Raw genomic sequence first — 19,054 nt, 5'->3', positions numbered from 1 at the left:
AACGAACGAAGGCGACCCCAGGGTCGCCTTCGTGCTTTCTGCCGTTCTCAGTTTTTCGCGGTAACGACCATTTTTTTCGCGTGGGCCAGGGATTCCTTGGTGAGGTCGATCCCGCCCAGCATTCGTGCCACTTCTTCTACACGCTCGTTTTTGTTGAGCTTCGACACGGCGGTGCGAGTCGCGTCCTCGCCACGCACCTTGTGTACAAATAAATGCTGGTGCCCTTGGGCGGCGACCTGGGGCAGGTGAGTGACGGTCAACACCTGGCCACGCTCGCCCAGTCGGCGGAGCAATTGGCCGACAATTTCCGCTGTCGGGCCACCGATGCCCACGTCCACTTCGTCGAACACTAGTGTCGGTACGCGGGAGGTCTGCGCGGTGATGACCTGGATGGCCAGGCTGATTCGTGACAATTCACCGCCGGAGGCGACTTTGGCCAGGCCCTTGAGTGGTTGCCCGGGGTTGGCGCTGACCAGCAATTCCACCTGTTCCAGCCCATTGGGTTGGAGTTCGTCGCCGGCGTTGGGGCGCAATTCGATGGTGAAGCGTCCACCGGGCATGCCCAGGCGTTGGATTTCCTGCTCTACGGCACTGGCCAGCCCTGTCGCGGCTTGGCGTCGCAGCTCGCTGAGCTCTTTGGCCTTTTCCTGATAATGACGGGCATAAGAAGCCAATTCGTCCCCGAGGCGCTCGATGGACTCGTCGTTGGCGTTCAGGGTCTCGAGTTCTTCCAGCAACCGCTGTTGGAGTTCGGCAACCTCGGTCGGCTGGATGCGGTGTTTGCGCGCCAGTGTATAGATAGTGTCCAGGCGCTCTTCCAGGTATTGCAGGCGTGCCGGGTCGGCGTCGAAATGATCGAGGAAGCGATTCAGTTCCCCAACGGCTTCCTCGACCTGGATCTGCGCGCTCGTCAGCAGGTTGGTCGCTTCGCTCAGGGCGCCCACCGAATTGTTCACGCTGGACAACCGGTTCAGGCTCCCTGTCAGCGCATTGAGCACGTTGCCCGAATCGCTCTCGCTGCATTGCTCGACCACCTGGCGGCAGATGCCCAGCAGGGTTTCGGCGTTGGTCAGGTTCTTGTGTTCCTGCTCCAGTTCTTCCAGTTCATTTTCACCCAGGGCCAGGTTCTCCAGTTCTTCGAGCTGGTAGCTCAATAGCTGGTGACGGGCGCGCTGTTCGTCGCCGGAATTGGAGAGGCGATCCAGTTCCTGCCGGGTCTGGCGCCAACGCTGGGCGGCCAGTTGGACTTGCCGGGCCAGGTCGGTAGCGCCGGCGTATTCATCCAGCAGGCGACGATGGGTGTCGGTCTTGAGCAGGGATTGATGTTCGTGCTGACTGTGGATGTCGATCAGCAACTCGCCGAGGGCCTTGAGGTCGCCCAGCGGGCAGGGCGTGCCGTTGATGTAGCCTCGGGAGCGGCCTTCGGCGGTGATGACCCGGCGCAGGATGCACAGGCCATCGGTGTCCAGGTCGCGTTCGGCCAGCCAGGCGCTGGCCTCGGGGATATCGACCAGGTCGAAGGTCGCCAGGATGTCGGCCTTGTCCGCTCCGGGGCGCACCACGCCACTGTCGGCGCGGTCGCCCAGGGTCAGGCCCAGGGCGTCGAGCATGATCGATTTGCCCGCGCCGGTTTCACCGGTGATCACGCTCATGCCTCGATCGAGTTCGAGGTCGAGGTGTTCGACAATGGCGTAGTTGTGTACGGACAGGTGCACCAGCATAAGGCCGCTCCCAGGCTTTAGGTCTGGTTATTTATACAGTGTTTTGTTTCGGCCTGACAATGCCCGCGCTTAGCTCGATTTGCTTGGGAAAATGATTTTCTTAGCGCGGCACGGAATGATTATGCGGCTGCTTTTTGTAAGGTTAATTCGTCAGATGACCCTTGAAGCTGGAAAACCCGGCCCCATATACCGGGGCAGAAGCGCGAGTCGAGCTCGCGGACGAAGTTGAAAGGAGAAATCTCTATGGCTGACGAACAGACGCAGGACACGCAAAATCTAGACGCCAATCAGGCTTCCCAGGATTCCGGTGAAGACCTGTCGGCACGTGTACAAGTGCTCGAGGAGCAACTGGCCGGTGCGCAGGACCAGGCGTTGCGTGTAGCCGCCGACCTGCAGAATGTCCGCCGTCGCGCCGAGCAAGATGTAGAAAAGGCCCATAAATTCGCCCTGGAGCGTTTCGCCGGCGACCTGCTGCCGATCATCGACAGCCTGGAGCGCGGCCTGGAGCTGTCCAATCCGGATGACGAAAACATCCGTCCGATGCGCGAAGGCATCGAGCTGACCCTGAAAATGTTCCAGGACACCCTCAAGCGCTATCAGCTCGAAGCCCTGGATCCCCATGGCGAGCCCTTCAACGCCGAGCATCACCAGGCCATGGCGATGCAGGAAAGTGCTGACGTCGAGCCAAACAGCGTCCTGAAGGTTTTCCAGAAAGGCTACCTGCTCAACGGCCGCCTGCTGCGTCCGGCCATGGTCGTGGTCAGCAAGGCGCCGGCACCGGTTTCGCCTTCTATTGATGAGCAGGCTTGAAATCGGGCGCAGCGGCCCCATCTATAAGTCAAGCGTTTAAGTGCTACCGCAGTTAGCCACCACTGCTGCGGCAACAAAATCCAAGTTCCGGGAGAGTTAACATGGGCAAGATTATCGGCATCGACCTGGGGACCACCAACTCGTGCGTCTCCGTGCTGGAAAACGGCAAGGCCAAAGTTATTGAAAACGCTGAAGGCGCGCGCACCACGCCGTCGATCATTGCGTACGCCAATGATGGCGAGATTCTGGTTGGCCAGTCGGCCAAGCGTCAGGCAGTGACCAATCCGCATAACACCCTGTACGCGGTGAAGCGTCTGATCGGTCGCAAGTTCGACGAAGAAGTCGTTCAGAAAGACATCAAGATGGTGCCTTACAAAATCGCCAAGGCTGACAATGGCGACGCCTGGGTTGAAGTGAACGGCCAGAAAATGGCGCCGCCACAGATCTCGGCCGAGATCCTCAAGAAAATGAAGAAAACCGCCGAAGACTACCTCGGCGAAGCGGTGACCGAGGCGGTCATCACGGTTCCTGCTTATTTCAACGACAGCCAGCGCCAGGCGACCAAAGACGCCGGTCGCATCGCGGGCCTGGACGTAAAACGTATCATCAACGAACCGACCGCGGCCGCTCTGGCCTACGGCATGGACAAGGCCAAGGGCGATCACACCGTGATCGTTTACGACCTGGGTGGCGGTACCTTCGACGTTTCCGTGATCGAAATCGCTGAAGTCGACGGCGAGCACCAGTTCGAAGTACTGGCAACCAACGGTGACACGTTCCTCGGTGGTGAGGACTTCGACATCCGCCTGATCGACTACCTCGTCGACGAGTTCAAGAAAGAAAGCGGCATGAACCTCAAGGGTGACCCGCTGGCGATGCAGCGCCTGAAAGAAGCCGCTGAAAAAGCCAAGATCGAACTGTCCTCGAGCCAGTCGACCGACGTGAACCTGCCGTACATCACCGCAGACGCCACCGGTCCTAAGCACCTGAACGTAAAAATCTCCCGCGCCAAGCTCGAAGCGCTGGTGGAAGACTTGGTTCAGCGCACCATCGAACCTTGCCGCATTGCCATGAAAGACGCCGGTATCGACGTTGGCTCGATCAACGACGTGATCCTGGTGGGCGGCCAGACCCGTATGCCGCTGGTCCAGAAGCTGGTGACCGACTTCTTCGGCAAAGAAGCCCGTAAGGACGTGAACCCGGACGAAGCCGTTGCCATGGGTGCTGCCATCCAGGGCGCCGTTCTGGCCGGTGACGTGAAGGACGTTCTGCTGCTCGACGTCAGCCCGCTGACCCTGGGTATCGAAACCATGGGTGGCGTGATGACCGCGCTGATCGAGAAAAACACCACGATTCCTACCAAGAAATCCCAAGTGTTCTCGACGGCCGACGACAACCAGGGCGCCGTGACCATCCACGTGCTGCAAGGTGAGCGCAAGCAAGCTGCCCAGAACAAGTCCCTGGGCAAGTTCGACCTGGCCGAGATCCCGCCAGCACCACGTGGCGTGCCGCAAATCGAAGTGACCTTCGACATCGACGCCAACGGCATCCTGCACGTTGGTGCGAAAGACAAGGCCACCGGCAAGACCCAGTCGATCGTGATCAAGGCCAACTCCGGCCTGTCCGAGGAAGAAATTCAGCAGATGGTTCGCGACGCTGAAGTCAACGCCGAGGAAGACCGCAAGTTCGAAGAGCTGGCCAGCGCCCGTAACCAAGGCGATGCCCTGGTGCACTCGACCCGCAAGATGATCGCCGATGCTGGCGAGAAAGTGACCGCGGAAGAGAAAACCGCCATCGAAGCGGCCGTGGTTGCCCTGGAAGCCGCTGTGAAAGGCGACGACAAGGCGGCCATCGAGGCGAAGATCGAAGAGCTGTCGAAGGTCTCCGCACCTGTGGCTCAGAAGATGTACGCCGAGCAGGCCCAGCCTGCCGAAGGCGCGGCTGCGCAGGGCGAATCGGCCGAGAAAGCCGACGACGTCGTCGACGCCGAGTTCGAAGAAGTGAAAGACCACAAGTAATCGCTTGTTGGTCGGCCGGTTGACTGCGTTTGTGCGGTGGCTGGTAGGATGTCGCCGCGCGGGAGCTTGCTCCCGCGTTGGCGTGTCTGGAGGCAACGAATTTTTTACAGCATGCGACAAAGCTCGGGTGCTGACGGCGTGTTCGGGAATGCTCCTGCTTTCCGGCGATGGACGCCGCGTTTTGGCCGGGTACCTGGCTGAAAGTTTACAACCAGGATCGTTGAATTGACGTGAGTTGGGTCCGGGCCTGCATTGGGGCTCAACGAGTTTGGCAAGGTTCAGGAGAGGTTTGCCGGACGTCCTATAAGAGTGCAAAGACTAATGGCGAAGCGTGATTTTTACGAAGTATTGGGTGTTGAGCGGGGAGCCAGCGAGGCGGAGCTGAAGAAGGCTTATCGTCGCCTGGCGATGAAGCACCACCCGGACCGTAATCCCGGCGACAAAGCGTCGGAAGAGATGTTCAAGGAAGCCAACGAGGCTTACGAAGTCCTGTCCGATTCCAGTAAGCGCGCGGCCTACGACCAGTACGGGCATGCCGGTGTCGACCCGAGCATGGGTGGCGGCGGTGCCGGTTTCGGCGGCCAGAACTTCTCCGATATTTTCGGTGATGTGTTCAGCGATTTCTTCGGCGGCGGTCGCGGCGGTGCCCGTGGTGGCGCCCAGCGTGGCAGTGACCTGCGCTACACGCTGGAGCTGAATCTGGAAGAAGCGGTGCGCGGTACCACCGTCAATATCCGCGTGCCGACACTGGTCAACTGCAAGCCGTGTGATGGCTCGGGTGCCAAGAAGGGCTCCTCGCCCGTGACCTGCCCGACCTGCGGCGGCATTGGCCAGGTTCGCATGCAGCAGGGCTTCTTCTCGGTCCAGCAGACCTGCCCGCGTTGCCATGGCCAAGGCAAGATCATTTCCGATCCGTGCGACTCCTGCCATGGCGAAGGGCGTGTCGAAGAGTACAAGACGCTGTCGGTCAAGGTGCCGGCCGGTGTCGACACCGGTGATCGCATTCGCCTGTCCGGCGAAGGCGAGGCGGGTGCCCAGGGTGGCCCGACTGGCGACTTGTACGTGGTTATCAACGTCCGCGAACACGCGATTTTCCAGCGTGACGGCAAGCATTTGTTCTGCGAGGTGCCGATCAGCTTCGTCGATGCGGCCTTGGGTGGCGAGCTTGAAATCCCGACCCTCGACGGTCGCGTCAAGCTGAAAATTCCCGAGGGCACGCAGACCGGCAAGCAGTTCCGGATCCGTGGCAAAGGCGTCGCGCCAGTGCGTGGCGGTGGTGCAGGCGACCTGATGTGTCGCGTAGCGGTGGAAACGCCGGTCAACCTGGGGCGTCGTCAGCGTGAACTGTTGGAAGAGTTCCGCAACTCCCTGGCCGATGACAACAGCCACTCACCGAAAACCACCGGTTGGTTCGAAGGCGTGAAGCGCTTCTTCGGCGACCTGTAAGGAGTTCGCATGCGACGTATAGCTGTGATGGGCGCTGCGGGGCGCATGGGCAAGGCGCTGGTCGAGGCGGTGCAGCAGCGCTCGCCGCTCTCCGGCCTGACGGCGGCCATCGTTCGGCCCGACAGTACGCTGGTGGGCGCCGATGCTGGCGAGCTGGCCTCGTTGGGACGTATCGGCGTGCCGATGTCCGGCGGCCTGGAGAAGGTGCTCGACGAGTTCGACGTGCTCATCGACTTCACCCTGCCGGAGGTGATGCTGAAAAACCTGGCGATCTGCCGCAAGCATGGCAAGGCCATGGTGATCGGCACGACCGGGCTGGATGCGACGCAGAAGCAATTGTTGGTCGATGCCGGCAAGGACATCCCGATCGTCTTCGCGGCGAACTTCAGCGTGGGCGTGAACCTGTCGCTCAAACTGCTGGATCTGACGGCCCGGGTGTTGGGTGACGATGCCGATATCGAAATCATCGAGGCTCATCACCGGCACAAGATCGACGCGCCGTCGGGGACAGCCTTGCGCATGGGTGAAGTGATTGCCGATGCGCTGGGGCGTGATCTGCAGAAGGTCGCCGTGTATGGGCGTGAAGGGCACACCGGTGCCCGTGAGCGTGACACCATCGGTTTCGCCACGGTGCGTGGTGGCGATGTGGTGGGCGACCACACCGTGCTGTTCGCCACTGAAGGCGAGCGACTGGAGATCACCCACAAGGCGTCGAGCCGGATGACCTTCGCCAAGGGCGCGGTACGTGCCGCGCTGTGGCTGGATGGTCGCGAGCCTGGTTTGTACGACATGCAGGACGTTCTCGACCTGCGTTGATGCCATTAAGGGCGGGGTTCAGGTTATACTGAGCCCCGTTTTACACCGCTTCGCGACGACCTGTCGCATTCCCCTGCCTTTAAGGCTCATTAGCGGTGGACCAAAAAAGCCTTTTTCTGTAAGCTACAGCTTTAGTGTGTCCACTAAAAGCGCGCAGAATAATTCAGTGAACAAGCGGGGTGACGTGTCCATACGTCACTCCGCTTTTTTACAACCTGCGATCGCCCTTTCAGGCTTTATTTACGGGAGGTCTTCTTGACTAAGCCAGCCATACTCGCCCTTGCTGATGGCAGCATTTTTCGCGGCGAAGCCATTGGAGCCGACGGTCAGACCGTTGGTGAGGTGGTGTTTAACACCGCAATGACCGGCTATCAGGAAATTCTTACCGATCCTTCCTACGCCCAGCAAATCGTTACCCTGACTTACCCGCACATCGGCAACACCGGCACCACGCCGGAAGACGCCGAGTCCGATCGTGTCTGGTCCGCCGGCCTGGTCATCCGTGACTTGCCGCTGGTAGCGAGCAACTGGCGTAACACGATGTCCCTGTCCGACTACCTGAAAGCCAACAACGTCGTGGCGATCGCCGGTATCGACACCCGCCGCCTGACCCGCATCCTTCGGGAAAAAGGCGCGCAGAACGGCTGCATCATGGCCGGCGACAACATTTCCGAAGAAGCCGCCATCGCCGCTGCCCAGGGTTTCCCTGGCCTCAAGGGCATGGACCTGGCGAAAGTCGTCAGCACCCAGAAACAATACGAATGGCGCTCCACGGTCTGGGACCTGAAGACCGACAGTCACGCGACGATCGAGGCTTCCGAGCTGCCGTACCACGTGGTGGCGTACGACTACGGCGTCAAGCTGAATATCCTGCGCATGCTGGTCGAGCGTGGCTGCCGCGTCACCGTGGTACCGGCGCAAACCCCGGCCGCCGACGTCCTGGCCCTCAAGCCCGACGGCGTGTTCCTGTCCAACGGCCCGGGTGACCCGGAGCCTTGCGACTACGCGATCCAGGCGATCAAGGACGTGCTGGAAACCGAGATCCCGGTATTCGGTATCTGCCTCGGTCACCAGTTGCTGGCCCTCGCTTCGGGCGCCAAGACCCTGAAAATGGGCCACGGCCACCACGGTGCGAACCACCCGGTCCAGGACCTGGACACCGGCGTAGTGATGATTACCAGCCAGAACCACGGTTTTGCCGTGGATGAAGCGACCCTGCCGGCCAACGTTCGCGCGATTCACAAATCGCTGTTCGACGGCACGCTGCAAGGTATCGAGCGTACCGACAAGAGCGCGTTCAGCTTCCAGGGCCACCCTGAAGCGAGCCCGGGCCCGAACGATGTGGCGCCGCTGTTCGATCGCTTCATCAACGAGATGGCCAAGCGACGCTGACCGCGCGAAGCCCGAGGGCGGCCCCGAACGCGGTGGCCCCCTCGGGCGCTTCAAAGATTGTTCGACGGCCTAGCCGACTGACCTGCGGATTTGAGTGACAAACCCATGCCAAAACGTACAGACATAAAAAGCATCCTGATTCTCGGCGCTGGCCCGATCGTGATCGGCCAGGCTTGCGAATTCGACTACTCCGGCGCCCAGGCCTGTAAAGCCCTGCGCGAAGAGGGCTACCGCGTCATCCTGGTGAACTCCAACCCGGCCACCATCATGACCGACCCGGCCATGGCCGACGCCACCTACATCGAGCCGATCAAGTGGCAGACCGTCGCCAAGATCATCGAGAAGGAGCGCCCGGACGCGCTGCTGCCGACCATGGGCGGCCAGACCGCGCTGAACTGCGCACTGGACCTGGAGCGCGAAGGCGTCCTGGAAAAATTCGGTGTGGAAATGATCGGCGCCAATGCCGACACCATCGACAAGGCCGAAGACCGTTCGCGCTTCGACAAGGCGATGAAGTCCATCGGCCTGGACTGCCCACGCTCGGGCATCGCCCACAGCATGGAAGAGGCCAACGCCGTCCTGGAGCGCCTTGGCTTCCCGTGCATCATCCGTCCGTCCTTCACCATGGGCGGCACCGGTGGTGGCATCGCCTACAACCGTGAAGAATTCGAAGAAATCTGCGCCCGTGGTCTCGACTTGTCGCCGACCAAGGAACTGCTGATCGACGAGTCCCTGATCGGCTGGAAAGAATACGAAATGGAAGTTGTCCGCGACAAAAAGGACAACTGCATCATCGTCTGCTCCATCGAGAACTTCGACCCGATGGGCGTGCACACCGGTGACTCGATCACCGTTGCACCGGCCCAGACCCTGACCGACAAGGAATACCAGATCCTGCGTAACGCCTCCCTGGCGGTACTGCGTGAGATCGGCGTGGAAACCGGCGGCTCCAACGTCCAGTTCGGCATCTGCCCGAACACCGGGCGCATGGTGGTCATCGAGATGAACCCGCGGGTATCCCGTTCGTCGGCCCTGGCCTCCAAGGCCACCGGTTTCCCGATCGCCAAGGTCGCCGCCAAGCTGGCCGTGGGCTACACCCTGGACGAACTGTCGAACGACATCACCGGCGGCAAGACCCCGGCGTCCTTCGAACCGTCCATCGACTACGTTGTCACCAAGCTGCCACGCTTCGCCTTCGAGAAGTTCGCCAAGGCCGATGCCCGCCTGACCACCCAGATGAAGTCGGTCGGTGAAGTCATGGCCATCGGCCGGACCTTCCAGGAATCCCTGCAGAAAGCCCTTCGCGGCCTGGAAGTGGGTGTCTGTGGTCTCGATCCGAAGCTGGATCTGAACGACCCGGAAAGCATGAGCGTGCTCAAGCGCGAGCTGACCGTACCGGGTGCCGAGCGTATCTGGTACGTGGCCGATGCCTTCCGCGCCGGCATGACCGTCGAGCAGATCTTCGGCATGAACATGATCGACCCTTGGTTCCTGGTCCAGATCGAAGATCTGATCAAGGAAGAAGAGAAGGTCAAGACCCTGGGCATGTCCAGCATCAACCGCGACACGATGTTCCGCCTCAAGCGCAAAGGCTTCTCCGACATGCGCCTTGCCAAGCTGCTGGGTGTGACCGAGAAGAGCCTGCGTGCTCATCGGCACAAGCTGGAAGTGTTCCCGGTCTACAAGCGCGTCGACACCTGCGCGGCCGAGTTCGCCACCGACACCGCCTACCTGTACTCCACGTACGAAGAAGAGTGCGAAGCCGCGCCATCGACCCGGGACAAGATCATGATCCTGGGTGGCGGTCCTAACCGGATCGGCCAGGGCATCGAGTTCGACTACTGCTGCGTACACGCGGCACTGGCCCTGCGCGACGACGGTTACGAGACCATCATGGTCAACTGCAACCCGGAAACCGTGTCCACCGACTACGACACCTCCGATCGCCTGTACTTCGAGCCAGTGACCCTGGAAGACGTGCTGGAAATCGTCCGCGTCGAGAAGCCAAAAGGCGTGATCGTCCAGTACGGCGGCCAGACTCCTTTGAAACTGGCTCGCGCCCTTGAAGCCGCCGGCGTGCCGATCATCGGTACCAGCCCGGATGCCATCGACCGCGCCGAAGACCGTGAGCGCTTCCAGCAGATGGTCGAGCGCCTGAACCTGCGCCAGCCGCCAAACGCCACCGTGCGCAGCGAAGACGAAGCGATTCGTGCCGCCGCCAAGATCGGTTATCCGCTGGTGGTGCGTCCGTCCTATGTGCTGGGCGGTCGTGCGATGGAAATCGTCTACCAGGAAGACGAACTCAAGCGTTACCTGCGCGAAGCGGTCCAGGTGTCCAACGACAGCCCGGTGCTGTTGGACCACTTCCTCAACTGCGCCATCGAAATGGACGTGGATGCGGTCAGCGACGGCAAGGACGTGGTGATTGGCGCGATCATGCAGCACATCGAGCAGGCCGGTGTTCACTCCGGTGACTCCGCTTGCTCGCTGCCGCCGTACTCGCTGCCAGCGCACATCCAGGACGAGATGCGCGAGCAGGTCAAGAAAATGGCCCTGGAACTGGGCGTTATCGGCCTGATGAACGTGCAACTGGCCTTGCAAGGCGAAGATATCTACGTCATCGAAGTCAACCCACGCGCTTCCCGTACCGTGCCGTTCGTTTCCAAGTGCATCGGTGTTTCCCTGGCGATGATCGCGGCGCGCGTCATGGCTGGCAAAACCCTGAAAGAGCTGAACTTCACCAAGGAAATCATCCCGAACTTCTACAGTGTGAAAGAGGCGGTGTTCCCGTTCGCCAAGTTCCCTGGCGTGGACCCGATCCTCGGCCCAGAGATGAAGTCCACCGGTGAAGTGATGGGCGTGGGCGATACCTTCGGTGAAGCCTTCGCCAAGGCCCAGATGGGCGCCAGCGAAGTGTTGCCGACTGGCGGCACGGCGTTCATCAGTGTGCGTGATGACGACAAGCCACTGGTTGCAGGCGTAGCCCGTGATCTGATCAACTTGGGCTTCGAAGTGGTCGCCACTGCCGGTACTGCCAAGCTGATCGAAGCGGCGGGCCTGAAAGTGCGCCGCGTGAACAAGGTGACCGAGGGCCGTCCGCACGTGGTCGATATGATCAAGAATGACGAAGTCACGCTGATCATCAACACCACCGAAGGTCGTCAATCGATCGCCGATTCCTATTCCATTCGTCGCAATGCGCTGCAGCACAAGATCTACTGCACCACGACCATTGCTGCGGGCGAAGCGATCTGCGAAGCGCTCAAGTTCGGTCCCGAGAAGACCGTGCGTCGCTTGCAGGATCTACATGCAGGATTGAAGGCATGAGCATAACCAAGTACCCGATGACTGTTCAGGGCGCGAAGGCCCTGGAAGAAGAACACGCTTTCCTGACCAAGGTCGAGCGCCCGCGCTTGAGCCAGGCTATCGGTGAAGCGCGTGAGCTGGGCGACCTGAAGGAAAACGCCGAATACCACGCTGCCCGAGAGGAGCAGGGGATGGTCGAGGCGCGTGTCCGTGACATTGAAGGCCGCATGCAGAATGCGGTGATCATCGATGTCACGACGATTCCGCACACCGGCAAGGTCATTTTTGGCACCACGGTGGAGATCGCTAACGTCGAGACCGATGAAAGCGTGACCTACCAGATCGTTGGCGAGGACGAGGCAGACATCAAGCTCGGCAAGATTTCCGTCGGTTCACCCATTGCTCGCGCCTTGATTGCCAAGGAAGAGGGTGATGTGGTTGCGGTGAAGACGCCGGGTGGTGTCATCGAGTATGAGATTGTCGAAGTCCGTCACATCTGAACGAAGGCGCCCGCTGCGAGCCGGCGCCATGATCTGGCAGCTCACCCAGATGTTATGGGTGGGCGGCATCTGGTTGTTGCACATTGGTTTGCTGCCGGTGCTGGGTCGAGTCGGCCTGGCACCGCTGCTCATCGATGAAATCGCCGGCATGCTGACGGTGCTGCTGGTGGCGTTTTCCGCGGCGTGCGTGATGTTTCAGGCTTTGGTGCTGGTTCAGGCTGAAGGCCTTGCCAGTCTATGGCGCGACATTCGTGGGCAGTTGCTGCTCATGTCGATGTATGCGTGCGGGATGTTCTTTGCGGTGCATCTCGGCTGGCCGGATGCGAGCCAGTGGCAGGTATTCAGTTACCTGGTGCTGGGCTTTTCCGGTTTGGTGCTGGTGTTGCAGCCGGTTCCCGGGTGGAGCGGCAGGGTGTGCGAGGCACACCCTTGACCCTTTGACATCACTTGAAGCGGTGAACGTTCGACAGTTGCTTGTTGACGCTGAAGTTCTTGCGATAAATCAGCGCCATCTTGCCGATGACCTGCACCAGGTCTGCCTTGCCGGTCTTGCACAGTTCGGCAACGGCAGCCAGGCGGGCTTCGCGATCGAGGATGTTGAGCTTGATCTTGATCAGCTCGTGATCGCCCAAGGCGCGTTCCAGTTCGGCGAGTACACCTTCAGTCAAACCGTTGTCAGCCACAGTCAAAACCGGTTTCAGATGGTGGCCAATGGATTTGTATTGTTTCTTCTGCTCTTGAGTGAGCGGCATAATCTGACCCCTGCGTCTGATCTTGTAAAAAGCGGCGGCCAGTTTACCCGAGCAAGTCCGGGACCGCCCACTTAATCACGACCCGTTTTATTTTTGAGGTGGCCCGTGGCCCGTTCCAAGACAAGTCTTAAATGGCTGCAAGAGCATTTCAACGACCCATTCGTGAAAATGGCGCAAAAGGACGGGTATCGTTCCCGTGCCAGCTACAAGCTGCTGGAGATTCAGGAAAGAGACCGTTTGATCCGTCCAGGCATGAGCGTGATCGACTTGGGCGCCGCCCCGGGTGGCTGGTCCCAAGTGACCAGTCGTCTGATTGGTGGGCAAGGCACACTGATCGCTTCCGATATCCTGGAAATGGACAGCATCCCGGATGTGACCTTCATTCAGGGCGACTTTACCGAGGACGCCGTGCTGGCGCAGATCCTTGAAGCGGTTGGAAAAAACGAGGTGGACCTTGTGATTTCCGATATGGCCCCCAATATGAGTGGATTGGCATCTGTTGATATGCCGCGATCGATGTTCCTGTGCGAGTTGGCGCTGGATCTTGCGACTCGGGTGTTGAAGCCAGGTGGTGATTTTTTGATCAAGGTCTTCCAGGGTGAAGGCTTCGACGAATATCACAAGAGCGTGCGCAAGCAGTTCGAGAAGGTCACGACGCGCAAGCCGAAATCATCGCGTGATCGTTCCCGTGAGCAGTACCTGCTAGGCCGTGGTTTCCGTGGTCGCAGTGAGGAATAAGAGGTTTTTCGACCGGGGCGATAGGTTTTTCGTATTTCGTCCCGTGAGCATTAGCGAATAATGTGTAGAAAGTGTTTCACAAAGGGTTACAGACGGCGCCTGCCAGAGTCGTAGGTAATGTAGTAAGTTAGGCCGGTGAATATCATGCGAAGCGCGCGCCAGTAGCGGAGCTTGCTTCAGAGGGTAGTTAATTGAACGATATGGCAAAGAATCTGATCCTGTGGTTGATCATCGCCGCTGTCCTGGTGACCGTGATGAACAACTTCTCCAGTCCTAACGAGCCGCAGACCCTCAACTATTCCGACTTCATCCAGCAGGTCAAGGATGGCAAGGTCGAGCGTGTAGCCGTTGATGGCTATGTGATTACCGGCAAGCGCACCGATGGCGACAGCTTCAAGACCATTCGTCCGGCAATCCAGGACAATGGCTTGATCGGTGACCTGGTGGACAACCATGTCGTGGTCGAAGGCAAGCAGCCTGAGCAGCAAAGCATCTGGACCCAGCTCCTGGTCGCCAGCTTCCCGATCCTGGTGATCATCGCCGTGTTCATGTTCTTCATGCGCCAGATGCAGGGCGGCGGTGGAGGCAAGGGCGGGCCGATGAGCTTTGGCAAGAGCAAGGCCCGGCTGCTGTCCGAAGACCAGGTGAAAACCACCTTGGCCGACGTCGCAGGTTGCGACGAAGCCAAGGAAGAAGTCGGCGAGCTGGTTGAATTCCTGCGCGATCCGGGCAAGTTCCAGCGCCTGGGCGGTCGTATTCCTCGTGGCGTGCTGATGGTCGGCCCGCCCGGTACCGGTAAAACCTTGCTGGCCAAGGCGATTGCCGGTGAAGCCAAGGTGCCGTTCTTCACGATTTCCGGTTCCGACTTCGTCGAAATGTTCGTCGGCGTGGGCGCCAGTCGTGTCCGCGACATGTTCGAACAGGCCAAGAAGCACGCACCCTGCATTATCTTCATCGACGAAATCGACGCCGTCGGTCGCCATCGTGGCGCCGGCATGGGTGGCGGTCACGACGAGCGTGAACAGACCCTCAACCAGTTGCTGGTCGAGATGGACGGTTTTGAAATGAACGACGGCATCATTGTGATTGCCGCCACCAACCGTCCTGACGTACTTGACCCTGCGCTGCTGCGTCCAGGTCGTTTCGACCGTCAGGTCGTGGTGGGGCTGCCGGACATTCGTGGTCGCGAGCAGATCCTCAAGGTCCATATGCGCAAGGTGCCAATGGGTGACGACGTTGCTCCGGCCGTCATCGCGCGTGGTACGCCGGGCTTCTCCGGTGCTGACCTGGCGAACCTGGTCAACGAAGCGTCGCTCTTTGCTGCTCGCACTGGCAAGCGCGTCGTGGAAATGAAGGAGTTCGAGCTGGCCAAGGACAAGATCATGATGGGCGCGGAGCGCAAATCCATGGTCATGTCGGAGAAAGAAAAGCAGAACACCGCGTATCACGAGGCGGGCCACGCGATCGTCGGTCGTGTCGTGCCCGAGCATGATCCGGTCTACAAAGTCTCGATCATCCCGCGCGGTCGTGCCCTGGGCGTGACCATGTTCCTGCCGGAAGAGGATCGCTACAGCCTGTCCAAGCGCGCATTGATCAGCCAGATCTGTTCGTTATACGGCGGTCGTATCGCTGAAGAGATGACGCTGGGCTTCGACGGTGTGACCACGGGGGCGTCCAACGACATCATGCGCGCCAGCCAGATCGCCCGGAACATGGTCACCAAGTGGGGCCTGTCCGAGAAGTTGGGGCCGCTGATGTACGCCGAGGAAGAGGGCGAGGTGTTCCTCGGTCGTGGTGGCGGTGGCCAGCATGCAAGCTTCTCCGGCGAGACGGCCAAGCTTATCGACTCCGAAGTGCGCAGCATCATCGACCAGTGTTATGGCACTGCCCGGCAGATTCTCACGGACAACCGTGACAAGCTCGATGCCATGGCCGATGCCCTGATGAAGTATGAAACCATCGATGCCGAGCAGATCGACGACATCATGGCGGGGCGCGAGCCTCGTGAACCGCGTGACTGGTCGGGCGGCGGTACCGGTACTTCCGGCACGCCACCGGCGGTACAGGGTGAGCGTCCGGAAACACCGATTGGCGGCCCGGCCGCTGATGTCTAAGGCTTGAAATGACTTCTGTTCAGTCCTCGACCCGGTTGCCTTGCGGCAACCGGGTTCTTGATTTGGCCCATGCACATGTCATGGGCATTCTCAATGTCACCCCTGATTCCTTTTCCGATGGTGGTCGATTCAGCCAGCTCGATGCTGCACTGCGGCATGCCGAGGCCATGGTGGCCGCCGGCGCAACGCTGATCGATGTGGGGGGCGAATCGACTCGGCCGGGCGCGCGGGCGGTCTCGCCTACCGAGGAATTGGAGCGGGTGGCGCCGATTGTCGAGCGCATCCATCGCGAGCTCGATGTCATTATCTCGGTCGATACATCCACGCCTGCGGTCATGCGCGAAACTGCACGGCTGGGGGCGGGCCTGATCAATGATGTTCGATCCTTGCAGCGCGATGGTGCCCTGGATGCTGCGGCGGACACGGGGTTGCCGGTGTGCCTGATGCATATGCTCGGCGAACCGGGGACCATGCAGAACGACCCGCACTATGATGACGTCACCCGGGAAGTGGGTGAGTTCCTCGTGGCGCGTCTGGGTCAGTGTGCTGCCGTGGGCATCCCTGCCGAGCGGATCATTCTTGATCCCGGGTTCGGCTTTGCCAAGACACTGGCACACAACCTGAGCCTGTTTAAACATATGGAAGCCTTGCATGCCCTGGGGCGGCCCCTGTTGGTCGGGGTCTCGCGAAAGAGCATGATAGGCAATGCCTTGGGTCGCCCGGTGGGCGAGCGCCTGTATGGCGGTCTCGCCCTGGCGGCCTTGGCCCTTGGTAAAGGTGCACGCATATTGCGCGTGCACGATGTGGCCGAAACGATGGATGTCGTGCGGATGATCGCAGCTGTGGATTCAGCCGAATAAGAATGACGGAGCACTTATGAGCAAGAAATATTTTGGCACCGACGGTATTCGTGGTCGGGTCGGCGAATACCCCATTACCCCTGATTTCATGCTCAAGCTCGGCTGGGCGGCCGGCATGGCGTTCCGCAAGATGGGCGCCTGCAAGGTGTTGGTGGGCAAGGACACGCGAATTTCCGGGTACATGTTCGAATCGGCCCTCGAAGCCGGCCTGACATCGGCGGGCGCCGATGTGATGCTGCTCGGCCCGATGCCGACGCCAGCCATCGCCTACCTGACCCGTACGTTCCAAGGCCAGGCAGGCATCGTGATCAGTGCCTCGCACAACCCCCATGATGACAACGGCATCAAGTTCTTCTCCGGCCAGGGTACCAAGCTGCCGGATGATATTGAGCTGATGATCGAAGAGCTGCTGGACACCCCGATGACGGTGGTCGAGTCGAGCAAGATCGGCAAGGTGTCGCGGATCAACGATGCGTCGGGTCGCTACATCGAGTTCTGCAAAGGCAGTGTGCCGACCGGCACCAGTTTTTCTGGCCTGAAAATCGTCGTCGATTGCGCCCACGGGGCAACCTATAAGGTCGCGCCGAGCGTCTTTCGCGAACTGGGCGCCGAAGTGGTGGTGCTGTCCGCCCAGCCCAATGGCCTGAACATCAACCACAACTGTGGTTCCACCCATACCGAGGCGTTGCAGGCTGCGGTGCTGGCCGAGCAGGCTGATCTGGGCATCGCCTTCGATGGTGACGGTGATCGGGTCCTGATGGTTGATCACACCGGCACGGTTGTCGATGGTGACGAGCTGCTGTTCATCATTGCTCGCGACCTGCATGGGCGTGGCAAGCTGCAGGGCGGCGTGGTCGGCACGTTGATGAGTAACCTTGGGCTGGAACTGGCCCTGGCGGACTTGGATATCCCGTTCGTGCGGGCCAATGTGGGCGACCGCTACGTGATCTCGGAGTTGCTGGAGCGCAACTGGGTGATCGGGGGCGAGAACTCCGGCCACATCGTGTGCTTCGACCACACCACCACCGGTGATGCGATCATCGCGGCCTTGCAGGTGCTGATGGCACTCAAGGCGCGCAACGAGGGGCTCGCACAATCGCGCCAGGCGTTGCGCAAATGCCCGCAAGTGTTGATCAATGTACGTTTCGGTGGCGGTGTAAACCCTCTCGAGCATGCGAAGGTCAAGCAGGCCAGCGAGCGTGTAACGCAAGCGATGGCGGGGCGTGGACGCGTGTTGTTGCGCAAGTCCGGCACAGAGCCGTTGGTGCGTGTCATGGTCGAAGGCGAGGATGAAGCGCAAGTTCGCGGTTATGCCGAAGAGCTGGCAAAACTGGTTACTGAAGTTTCTGCCTGAATTCGGCTTGCCAGTCATGAATCCGTTGGGTAACATCTGCGCCCACTTTGACCGACGAGGTACAGCATGCGTCGCCCTATGGTAGCTGGTAACTGGAAGATGCACGGTACCCGCGCCAGCGTCGCTGAGCTGATCAATGGCCTTCGTCATCTGGCCTTGCCAAGCGGTGTTGATGTCGCGGTTTTCCCGCCTTGCTTGTATATCAATCAAGTGATTGATGGCTTGAAGGGCAAGTCGATTTCGGTCGGCGCGCAGAACTCTGCGATGGAAGCCATGCAAGGTGCGTTGACCGGTGAGGTTGCACCGAGTCAGTTGGTGGATGCAGGTTGTTCCCTGGTCCTGGTCGGGCACTCCGAGCGTCGCCAGATCATGGGCGAGCAGGACAAGACCTTGATCCGCAAATTTGCTGCGGCCCAGGCCTGTGGTCTGACTCCGGTGTTGTGCATAGGGGAAACCCGCGAGCAGCGTGAGGCCGGCAAGACCCTTGAGGTTGTCGAGCGTCAGCTGGGCAGCATCATCGAGGAGCTGGGTGTCGGTGCTTTTGCAAAGGCGATCATTGCTTACGAGCCAGTCTGGGCCATCGGCACTGGGCTGACTGCTTCGCCGCAACAGGCGCAGGATGTGCACGCAGCCATCCGCGCGCAGTTGGCGGCAGAGAATTCTGAAGTGGCACGAGGTGTGCGGCTTCTATACGGCGGCAGCGTGAAGGCGGCCAATGCGGTCGAACTGTTCGGCATGCCGGATATCGATGGGGGGCTCATTGGTGGAGCGTCCCTGAATGCAGATGAGTTCGGTGCGATCTGTCGCGCCGCGGGAAACTGAAAAAATGCTGGAAACAGTCGTAGTCGTTTTTCATCTGCTGGGTGCACTGGGCGTAGTTGCTCTCGTATTGCTGCAGCAGGGTAAAGGTGCGGATGCTGGTGCGTCTTTCGGTGCAGGTGCTTCAAATACTGTGTTCGGAAGCCAAGGTTCCTCTACCTTTCTCAGTAAGTTTACTGCTATACTTGCCGCCGGTTTCTTCATAACCAGCTTGGGGTTAGGTTACTTTGCTAAAGAGAAAGCTCACGAGCTGACTCAAGTAGGTCTGCCAAACCCAGCGGTATTGGAAGCGCCAAAGCAACAACCGGCTTCTGATGATGTCCCGGTGCTTCAAGAGCAAAAGTCGGCCAACCCGGCGACTGACGTGCCTCCAGCTCAAGAGCAGAAGTAAGAAGGTTTCAAACGCTG

General features: G+C 60.0%; 16 protein-coding genes. 14 read left to right on the top strand and 2 right to left on the bottom strand.

Annotation, left to right across the window (positions count from 1 at the left end; genetic code table 11):
- Positions 1–47 precede the first annotated feature (47 nt).
- Complete coding sequence (gene recN / locus HU767_RS11010) at positions 48–1,721, bottom strand: DNA repair protein RecN (protein WP_186705979.1); 1,674 nt, start codon at positions 1,719–1,721, stop codon at positions 48–50.
- A gap of 243 nt (positions 1,722–1,964) precedes the next feature.
- Here recN and grpE point away from each other — a divergent pair, with 243 nt between their 5' ends.
- The 8 genes from grpE to HU767_RS10970 all read left to right on the top strand — a co-directional run bounded on the left by grpE (position 1,965) and on the right by HU767_RS10970 (position 12,442).
- Complete coding sequence (gene grpE, locus HU767_RS11005; RefSeq protein ID WP_186705980.1) at positions 1,965–2,531, top strand: nucleotide exchange factor GrpE; 567 nt, start codon at positions 1,965–1,967, stop codon at positions 2,529–2,531.
- Between the two features lie 101 nt (positions 2,532–2,632).
- A complete protein-coding gene (dnaK, locus tag HU767_RS11000; RefSeq protein WP_014336568.1) occupies positions 2,633–4,549 on the top strand; it encodes a molecular chaperone DnaK in 1,917 nt (638 codons plus the stop codon).
- A gap of 321 nt (positions 4,550–4,870) precedes the next feature.
- Complete coding sequence (gene dnaJ, locus HU767_RS10995) at positions 4,871–5,995, top strand: molecular chaperone DnaJ (protein WP_039592325.1); 1,125 nt, start codon at positions 4,871–4,873, stop codon at positions 5,993–5,995.
- 9 nt (positions 5,996–6,004) lie between these two features.
- On the top strand, positions 6,005–6,811 hold the full coding sequence (gene dapB, locus HU767_RS10990) for a 4-hydroxy-tetrahydrodipicolinate reductase (RefSeq protein WP_186729524.1): 807 nt from the start codon (positions 6,005–6,007) through the stop codon (positions 6,809–6,811).
- Between the two features lie 255 nt (positions 6,812–7,066).
- Positions 7,067–8,203 carry a glutamine-hydrolyzing carbamoyl-phosphate synthase small subunit gene (gene carA, locus HU767_RS10985; protein WP_053118343.1) on the top strand — a complete coding sequence of 379 codons (1,137 nt, stop codon included), beginning with the start codon at positions 7,067–7,069 and terminating at the stop codon, positions 8,201–8,203.
- A gap of 105 nt (positions 8,204–8,308) precedes the next feature.
- A complete protein-coding gene (gene carB, locus HU767_RS10980; RefSeq protein ID WP_186705982.1) occupies positions 8,309–11,530 on the top strand; it encodes a carbamoyl-phosphate synthase large subunit in 3,222 nt (1,073 codons plus the stop codon).
- A gap of 2 nt (positions 11,531–11,532) precedes the next feature.
- Positions 11,533–12,009 carry a transcription elongation factor GreA gene (gene greA / locus HU767_RS10975; protein WP_030139783.1) on the top strand — a complete coding sequence of 159 codons (477 nt, stop codon included), beginning with the start codon at positions 11,533–11,535 and terminating at the stop codon, positions 12,007–12,009.
- Between the two features lie 28 nt (positions 12,010–12,037).
- The gene (locus HU767_RS10970; RefSeq protein WP_186729544.1) at positions 12,038–12,442 is read left to right on the top strand and encodes an MFS transporter; all 405 of its coding nucleotides are present in this window, start codon (positions 12,038–12,040) and stop codon (positions 12,440–12,442) included.
- A gap of 10 nt (positions 12,443–12,452) precedes the next feature.
- On the opposite strand, the gene HU767_RS10965 is transcribed toward HU767_RS10970, so the two are convergent.
- Entirely contained in the window at positions 12,453–12,761 is a 309-nt protein-coding gene (locus tag HU767_RS10965; protein ID WP_003177852.1) for a YhbY family RNA-binding protein, read from the bottom strand.
- 105 nt (positions 12,762–12,866) lie between these two features.
- Here HU767_RS10965 and rlmE point away from each other — a divergent pair, with 105 nt between their 5' ends.
- From rlmE to secG, 6 genes are all read left to right on the top strand, one after another.
- Positions 12,867–13,499, top strand: coding sequence for a 23S rRNA (uridine(2552)-2'-O)-methyltransferase RlmE (gene rlmE / locus HU767_RS10960; RefSeq protein ID WP_003177853.1), 633 nt, complete (start codon positions 12,867–12,869; stop codon positions 13,497–13,499).
- 200 nt (positions 13,500–13,699) lie between these two features.
- Positions 13,700–15,613 (top strand): ATP-dependent zinc metalloprotease FtsH, encoded by a 1,914-nt coding sequence (gene ftsH, locus HU767_RS10955; protein WP_053118351.1) that lies wholly within the window; start codon positions 13,700–13,702, stop codon positions 15,611–15,613.
- Between the two features lie 8 nt (positions 15,614–15,621).
- Positions 15,622–16,473 carry a dihydropteroate synthase gene (folP, locus tag HU767_RS10950; protein WP_186705983.1) on the top strand — a complete coding sequence of 284 codons (852 nt, stop codon included), beginning with the start codon at positions 15,622–15,624 and terminating at the stop codon, positions 16,471–16,473.
- 16 nt (positions 16,474–16,489) lie between these two features.
- A complete protein-coding gene (glmM, locus tag HU767_RS10945) occupies positions 16,490–17,827 on the top strand; it encodes a phosphoglucosamine mutase (protein ID WP_186705984.1) in 1,338 nt (445 codons plus the stop codon).
- 66 nt (positions 17,828–17,893) lie between these two features.
- Entirely contained in the window at positions 17,894–18,649 is a 756-nt protein-coding gene (gene tpiA / locus HU767_RS10940; protein ID WP_186729523.1) for a triose-phosphate isomerase, read from the top strand.
- Positions 18,650–18,653: 4 nt separating this feature from the next.
- Entirely contained in the window at positions 18,654–19,037 is a 384-nt protein-coding gene (gene secG, locus HU767_RS10935) for a preprotein translocase subunit SecG (protein ID WP_025211789.1), read from the top strand.
- Positions 19,038–19,054 lie beyond the last annotated feature (17 nt).

It is taken from the genome of Pseudomonas sp. SWRI179, from assembly GCF_014268705.1.
GTDB lineage: Bacteria > Pseudomonadota > Gammaproteobacteria > Pseudomonadales > Pseudomonadaceae > Aquipseudomonas > Aquipseudomonas zanjanensis.
The sequence above is the reverse complement of the archived record's forward strand: the minus strand, read 5'-3'. Positions and strand labels throughout refer to the sequence as shown.